Source organism: Marivita sp. (genome assembly GCF_965656765.1).
Classification (GTDB): Bacteria; Pseudomonadota; Alphaproteobacteria; order Rhodobacterales; family Rhodobacteraceae; genus Marivita.
This window is the reverse complement of record NZ_CBFHLV010000108.1, coordinates 1-5,198: the sequence shown is the minus strand read 5'-3', so window position 1 is coordinate 5,198 and position 5,198 is coordinate 1. Positions and strand designations below refer to the sequence as shown.

Sequence of the window (5,198 nt, the reverse complement as noted above, 5' to 3'; positions counted from 1 at the left end):
CCGGATGGGTCCCGCGCCTGAATTTGGTGGTACAGGTGGGTAAAAGTTGCCGCCCCAAGGATTGGGATCACTAGATTAACCAGCGGTAAAGACAGAGGCATTGCCATCAAAGTTCCAGCGACCCAAATCTTTCCAGCATGACGTTTACGTAGGGCTCTTGCACCTGCGCGTCCCTCGCGTCGCATCGCGGCCAACGTGAAGTATTCGCGGCCAAGCAGAAAGCCGTTCAGCCCCCAGAAGATGAACAGGGCAAAGGGCGGAAGCATCACGTACAGAATGACCGCAAAGATATTCGCGGCAATCAAAACGCCAAGAAAGTTCACCGTATCTCGCAACGCATCGCCCCATGGCACCCGATCAGCTTTAGGTAATTGCGGGTAGTGTTTGTCCTCAACAGCGTCGGCCACGTCATCCAGAAACATTGATGTGATTGCAGAGGCGACCGGGACCATCAAAAAAATTGACAAGATGATCATTGAGATGAACGCGGTCCAGCTCAGCAGATCGTCTAGCCAAGTGACTTCGCCAATGAAGGGCAAGGTCGCTTCGGGTCCCAACGCAGTGTTCAAAAGCCACATGAGACCGGCAAAAAACGCCACCAACAGAGCAAAGCCAAGACCGATGCCGAGAAACAGGACTTTGCGAAAACGGGCGTCTCCCAGTTGGCCCAGTGTCAGAATGAAGCTGCGCAAAATCATGTGTCGAACCACGTTGTGATGGCATCGATATTCGGGCGTGGACGCTCGGGCGGAACGGTGGATGCGGTGCCGATATGGATAAACCCCGCAACGCGTTCGTTATCCGCTAGGTCAAGCGCCTCTTGGCAGAAATCGCAATCGTGCGATGGCCAGCCACTGAGCCAGTTTGCACCCCAACCAGATGCCAACGCTGCGTTGAGAAGGGCCAGGCAGACAGCACCGGCAGAATAGGTTTGTTCGATCGCTGGGATTTTCTCGGATGGTTTCTGAACCTCGATTACAGCAATGCAAAGTGGGCTGTCGTCGAATTGCTTGCGGGCTTTGGCAATGTCCTCTGGCGGACGGTTTGTGTCTATGCCGCAAATTTCCACAGTTTCAGCAAGCCGTTTAAGCGCGGCGTTCTCAAGGACGATAAAGCGCCAAGGTTCTAGTTTGCCATGATCCGGTGTGCGCGCCGCCGCCGTCAGGATCGGGATCAGTGCGTTCCGGTCCGGTGCAGGGGCTTGTAACAGCTTGGCAGGTCGGGACCGCCGTGTGTGCAGGAAGTCAAGAACGGCGGTATTCGCGTCAGGCATGATGCCTCCTTCGTGTTCGTCAGCAGCGCGTCGCGCAGCCCGGGGCTTTGGGCGCAGATGATGGCGTGATAGGGCCAAAGCATGTCGAAGAACAGCCTAGCAGATCTTGCCGTTTCCGGAACAACCCTTGCCGTACGTGTGACGCCCAATGCGCGCGTTAATAAGGTGGAGATGGAGAGTGACCGGATCAAGGTCAGCGTCACCTCACCTCCGGCTGATGGTCAGGCAAATTCTGCGGTTATCAAGCTTTTGGCCAAGGCACTGGGCGTCGCCAAAACAAGGCTAACTCTGTTTCAAGGGCAGAAAACCCGGGACAAGCTGTTCCGGCTTGATTAGTCTTTTGTTTCCTAGCGAGAATAGACACCTTCGGGCAGCGACAGCGACGCGGCTAGGTCCCGCATCTGTGACATCGAAAAAGTGATTTTGTTAACGCTATCAGTTCGGGGATCATATTGTTCGACGGTGATACATTCCTCAAATCCGTTGACAACAACGTCTTCCTGTAACGGGCCTTCGCCTTCGTCCACAAGTGTCACAACGGTAGAGTCGAATTCGTGTTCAATACTAAACATTTGCCAAGCGTAGCGCGGCCATTCGGCAAATGCCAAGGGACATCTGCGGAAAACCACGCATCCGAATTCAGCACTAGCAGGTCACGTGCGATGGCTCTATTTCTAAGTATTCAGAAACAACGCCAAACTTGGGGAGTGTCTTGATGCGATGGCTCGTGATTGTGATCTTTGTCGCTCTGGCGGCCTGTGACGTTCCAACGACGCAGACCCAGCCGCGTCCGCAAAGTGGCGTTCCTCAGATTTCCGATCAAGATGCCCGCACCAGGGCAGGCATCGCCGCGCGCCAATTCGTTACGGTTGTCCAGACGGTCGAACCAGTTGCTGAACAGGAATGCCAACGTCGCGCACCCAGTGCCAATTGTGATTTCCAGATCGTTGTAGATGACCGCCCCGGCCAGCCACCAAATGCGTTTCAAACGATTGATCGGACGGGTCGGCCTATACTGGCGTTCAATCTTGCGCTGATCGCATCTGTCGATAATGCAGACGAATTGGCCTTTGTAATGGGGCATGAGGCGGCGCACCATGTCTTGGGGCATCTGGGACGGACGCAGCAAAACGCAGTTGTCGGCGCAGTGATTTTGTCCGGGCTAGCTGCGTTAGGCGGGGCAGATGCAGCCGCCGTTCAGTCCGCAGAACAGATCGGAGCCTCTTTGGGCGCGCGAACCTATTCCAAAGATTTCGAACTCGAAGCAGATCGTTTGGGAACCGTCATCTCGGCGCGGGCGGGCTACAACCCTGTTCGTGGGGCAGAGTTCTTTAACAAGATACCCGATCCAGGAAACCGATTCCTTGGATCGCACCCGCCGAATTCGGCACGTATGGAGATCGTGCGCCGCACCGCGGCGGGTCTCTGAAACCACATCTTGACCTGTATCAAAGCTTGATAGGCAGATGCGGCTTACCCTTGGGGCAATCCAATGGGGAGCTTTGTTATGTCCTACAATTCGAAACGCGAGACGCACACTAAGCTTGTTTTAGGCATGGCTGATCGCCAAGGCATTGATTTGGAAGAGATGCTTTTACGCGCAGACGTGTCTGAAGACCGTTTTGAACGGGCTGTTGACCGCTGCCTTGGCTGCACCAAACCTGACGCGTGCAAATGCCTCTTGGATAGCGCAGGATCGCAGCTGAACTTGCCCGACTATTGTCGCAATGGCGAATTATTTGATGAACTGAGGGCAAAATGACAGGTTTGCAACCACCCGTCCCGTGGCGTCCTCTTGGTGATACAGGTGTCCATTTTTGGCTGTTGCAGCGCATGGCAAAGACGTGTGGTGTCAATACCGCAGAAGCGGCCAATCGCGGTGATTTGGATTCCGAAGCATGGGTAGACTTGGTCCAACGTTGCCGAACCTGCCAGTGGGCGGACGGCTGCAAGCGCTGGCTTGAGACACACCGCAGCGACCTAGAGGCGAAGCCCCCAACGGATTGTGTGAATGCCAGCTTGCTCAGACTTCTCGCAGAAAGGCAAAAACCATGACGTATCATGCCCTCGGTGACGCACAGCTTCACTTTTGGTTAACGCGCAGCGTCGCCAAGGTGATGGGCGTCAGCCTTTCGGAAGCGATGTCCCAAGGCCAACTCACCGCGCAGGATTACGCGTCACTTGTAACCGAATGTCGTCAATGCGCATTAGTCGAGAACTGCCAGTGCTGGCTTGGGCAGCAAAGCTCTATTGCTAAGTCCCCACCGCCTGGATGCGCCAATGCACAAGCGCTTCAGGACCTCGCGCTTTCGAAATAACTGGCGCGATTAAGCCCGAAGGTTTTTAGCGCTTTCCTTAATGCCCGCATATTGCCCGGAAGGTCGGAACCGCCATAGGTAGTCCGGTAGCACAGCTTCCAACGCTACAGGTTTGATCCCAAGATCGGCAAAGGTTTTGGTCCCGTCCGAAACAACATTGTCGTTGCGCAGATTTTTGACCTGATCGCGGGTTACCATTGCCGGGATCAAACCCCCGCTGATGCTGTTCGCGAAATCGGAAAGCCCGCCCATGATCGACGCTGCGAAAAACGGAATATTTAAGATCAAGCGCCGACGGCGGATAACTTTGAGCATGTGCTCCATCAATTCGCGGAACGTGTTCACGTCAGGGCCACCAAGCTCATAGATCCCCGGCTCTGCTTTTCCCATAACCGCCATGCACGCGGCGCGCGCCACGTCGTCCACATAAACGGGCTGGAATTTTGTATCGGCACCTACCACTGGCAGGATCGGACCATACCTGGTCATGCCTGCAAAACGGTTAAAAAACTGGTCTTCTGGCCCGAAAACGATAGAGGGCCGCAGGATAACAGCGCTGGGCATATTTTTGATAACCAGTGCTTCACCCTCTGCTTTTGTTCGCTGGTAATCGCTTTCGCCTTCCGCATCCGCGCCAATGGCTGAGATTTGGACCATGTTCGTGATGCCTGCCTCGGCGGCAAGTCGTACTATGCGACCGGCACCTTCGGCTTGTACGGCGTCAAAGGTGTTCTTGCCGTTCTTGGCAAGAATTCCAACGCAATTGACCACGGCATCCGAGCCCTGCAACGCAGTCCGTACGCTTGTGTTGTCGCGGATGTTGCAGAGGATCGGTTCAACCTGACCAACCACGCCATATGGTTTGACGAAAATCGCTTCGTTGGGACGGCGCACTGCGACCCGGACCCGCCAGCCTTGCTTGGCCATCCGACGCGCAATGTAACGCCCGACAAATCCCGAGCCGCCGTAAATTGTGACGAGTTTGGACATGTGAATGCTCCCGCTCATAGCTTGACTGACCTCTATCCTCGTCGCCTGTTCTGGGCAAGGTGTAGGATTGCCGCAAACCCATCGCAATGCCTGGTGAAAAAGCCCGTTGACACCCTTTCTGGACCGGATTAAACGCCAGCCTCACGACACCTGCCCAGGTGGCGGAATGGTAGACGCGCTGGCTTCAGGTGCCAGTGGCCGCAAGGCCGTGGAGGTTCGAGTCCTCTCCTGGGCACCAAATTTTTCCTCCAATACATTGTAAAATAACGATAAATTCTACAGCGGGCACCAACTGTAGTACAAATCGTTGAACAAAAGCACTCCGTATACCTTCAAGAAATCAGGAATATTCTACTTCATCCGTAGGATTCCAAAGCACGTGCGGCATAGGTACAGAACTGACAAAATCAGCTTCTCATTGCGCACAAGATCAGCATCCATTGCTTGCCAAAAAGCCCAAAGGCTTGCTGAAACTTTGGATCAGCATTGGTTTGCTATGCAGATTTCCGAAGATGTTACATTTAGTCGTTACCTGACAGTGGGCAGGGCAATCGCGTTTGACTTACGGAGTGGCCAAGCCGTTGAGAATGCTACGTAAGTAGTCATCGTTCCAACCT

Annotated in this window: 10 protein-coding genes and 1 tRNA gene; 7 read left to right on the top strand and 4 right to left on the bottom strand. The window is 54.5% G+C overall.

Annotated elements, in window-relative coordinates; genetic code table 11:
- The coding region (locus ACTG4M_RS16950) for an EI24 domain-containing protein (protein ID WP_439124847.1) at positions 1 to 698 on the bottom strand (698 nt) is incomplete at its 3' end.
- Positions 695 to 1,273: a nitroreductase family protein gene (locus ACTG4M_RS16945; protein WP_439124846.1), complete on the bottom strand. Its 579-nt coding sequence runs from the start codon at positions 1,271 to 1,273 to the stop codon at positions 695 to 697. The genes ACTG4M_RS16950 and ACTG4M_RS16945, both read right to left, overlap by 4 nt.
- 81 nt (positions 1,274 to 1,354) lie before the next feature.
- Between ACTG4M_RS16945 and ACTG4M_RS16940 the strand changes: the two genes are divergently transcribed.
- Entirely contained in the window at positions 1,355 to 1,609 is a 255-nt protein-coding gene (locus tag ACTG4M_RS16940; protein ID WP_439124845.1) for a DUF167 domain-containing protein, read from the top strand.
- Positions 1,610 to 1,620: 11 nt separating this feature from the next.
- On the opposite strand, the gene ACTG4M_RS16935 is transcribed toward ACTG4M_RS16940, so the two are convergent.
- Positions 1,621 to 1,845, bottom strand: coding sequence for a hypothetical protein (locus ACTG4M_RS16935; RefSeq protein ID WP_439124844.1), 225 nt, complete (start codon positions 1,843 to 1,845; stop codon positions 1,621 to 1,623).
- A gap of 143 nt (positions 1,846 to 1,988) precedes the next feature.
- Here ACTG4M_RS16935 and ACTG4M_RS16930 point away from each other — a divergent pair, with 143 nt between their 5' ends.
- From ACTG4M_RS16930 to ACTG4M_RS16915, 4 genes are all read left to right on the top strand, one after another.
- Positions 1,989 to 2,702 carry a M48 family metallopeptidase gene (locus ACTG4M_RS16930; protein WP_439124843.1) on the top strand — a complete coding sequence of 238 codons (714 nt, stop codon included), beginning with the start codon at positions 1,989 to 1,991 and terminating at the stop codon, positions 2,700 to 2,702.
- A gap of 63 nt (positions 2,703 to 2,765) precedes the next feature.
- Positions 2,766 to 3,035 carry a DUF6455 family protein gene (locus ACTG4M_RS16925; protein ID WP_439124842.1) on the top strand — a complete coding sequence of 90 codons (270 nt, stop codon included), beginning with the start codon at positions 2,766 to 2,768 and terminating at the stop codon, positions 3,033 to 3,035.
- Positions 3,032 to 3,328 carry a DUF6455 family protein gene (locus tag ACTG4M_RS16920; protein ID WP_439124841.1) on the top strand — a complete coding sequence of 99 codons (297 nt, stop codon included), beginning with the start codon at positions 3,032 to 3,034 and terminating at the stop codon, positions 3,326 to 3,328. Before ACTG4M_RS16925 ends, ACTG4M_RS16920 begins: the two co-directional genes overlap by 4 nt.
- Complete coding sequence (locus ACTG4M_RS16915; RefSeq protein WP_439124840.1) at positions 3,325 to 3,591, top strand: DUF6455 family protein; 267 nt, start codon at positions 3,325 to 3,327, stop codon at positions 3,589 to 3,591. Before ACTG4M_RS16920 ends, ACTG4M_RS16915 begins: the two co-directional genes overlap by 4 nt.
- A gap of 9 nt (positions 3,592 to 3,600) precedes the next feature.
- Here the strand turns inward: ACTG4M_RS16915 and ACTG4M_RS16910 are convergent, their stop codons facing one another.
- Positions 3,601 to 4,581 carry a complex I NDUFA9 subunit family protein gene (locus ACTG4M_RS16910; protein WP_439124839.1) on the bottom strand — a complete coding sequence of 327 codons (981 nt, stop codon included), beginning with the start codon at positions 4,579 to 4,581 and terminating at the stop codon, positions 3,601 to 3,603.
- Between the two features lie 152 nt (positions 4,582 to 4,733).
- Between ACTG4M_RS16910 and ACTG4M_RS16905 the strand changes: the two genes are divergently transcribed.
- A tRNA-Leu gene (locus tag ACTG4M_RS16905) sits at positions 4,734 to 4,819 on the top strand.
- A gap of 69 nt (positions 4,820 to 4,888) precedes the next feature.
- Positions 4,889 to 5,179 (top strand): DUF6538 domain-containing protein, encoded by a 291-nt coding sequence (locus ACTG4M_RS16900; protein WP_439124838.1) that lies wholly within the window; start codon positions 4,889 to 4,891, stop codon positions 5,177 to 5,179.
- Positions 5,180 to 5,198 lie beyond the last annotated feature (19 nt).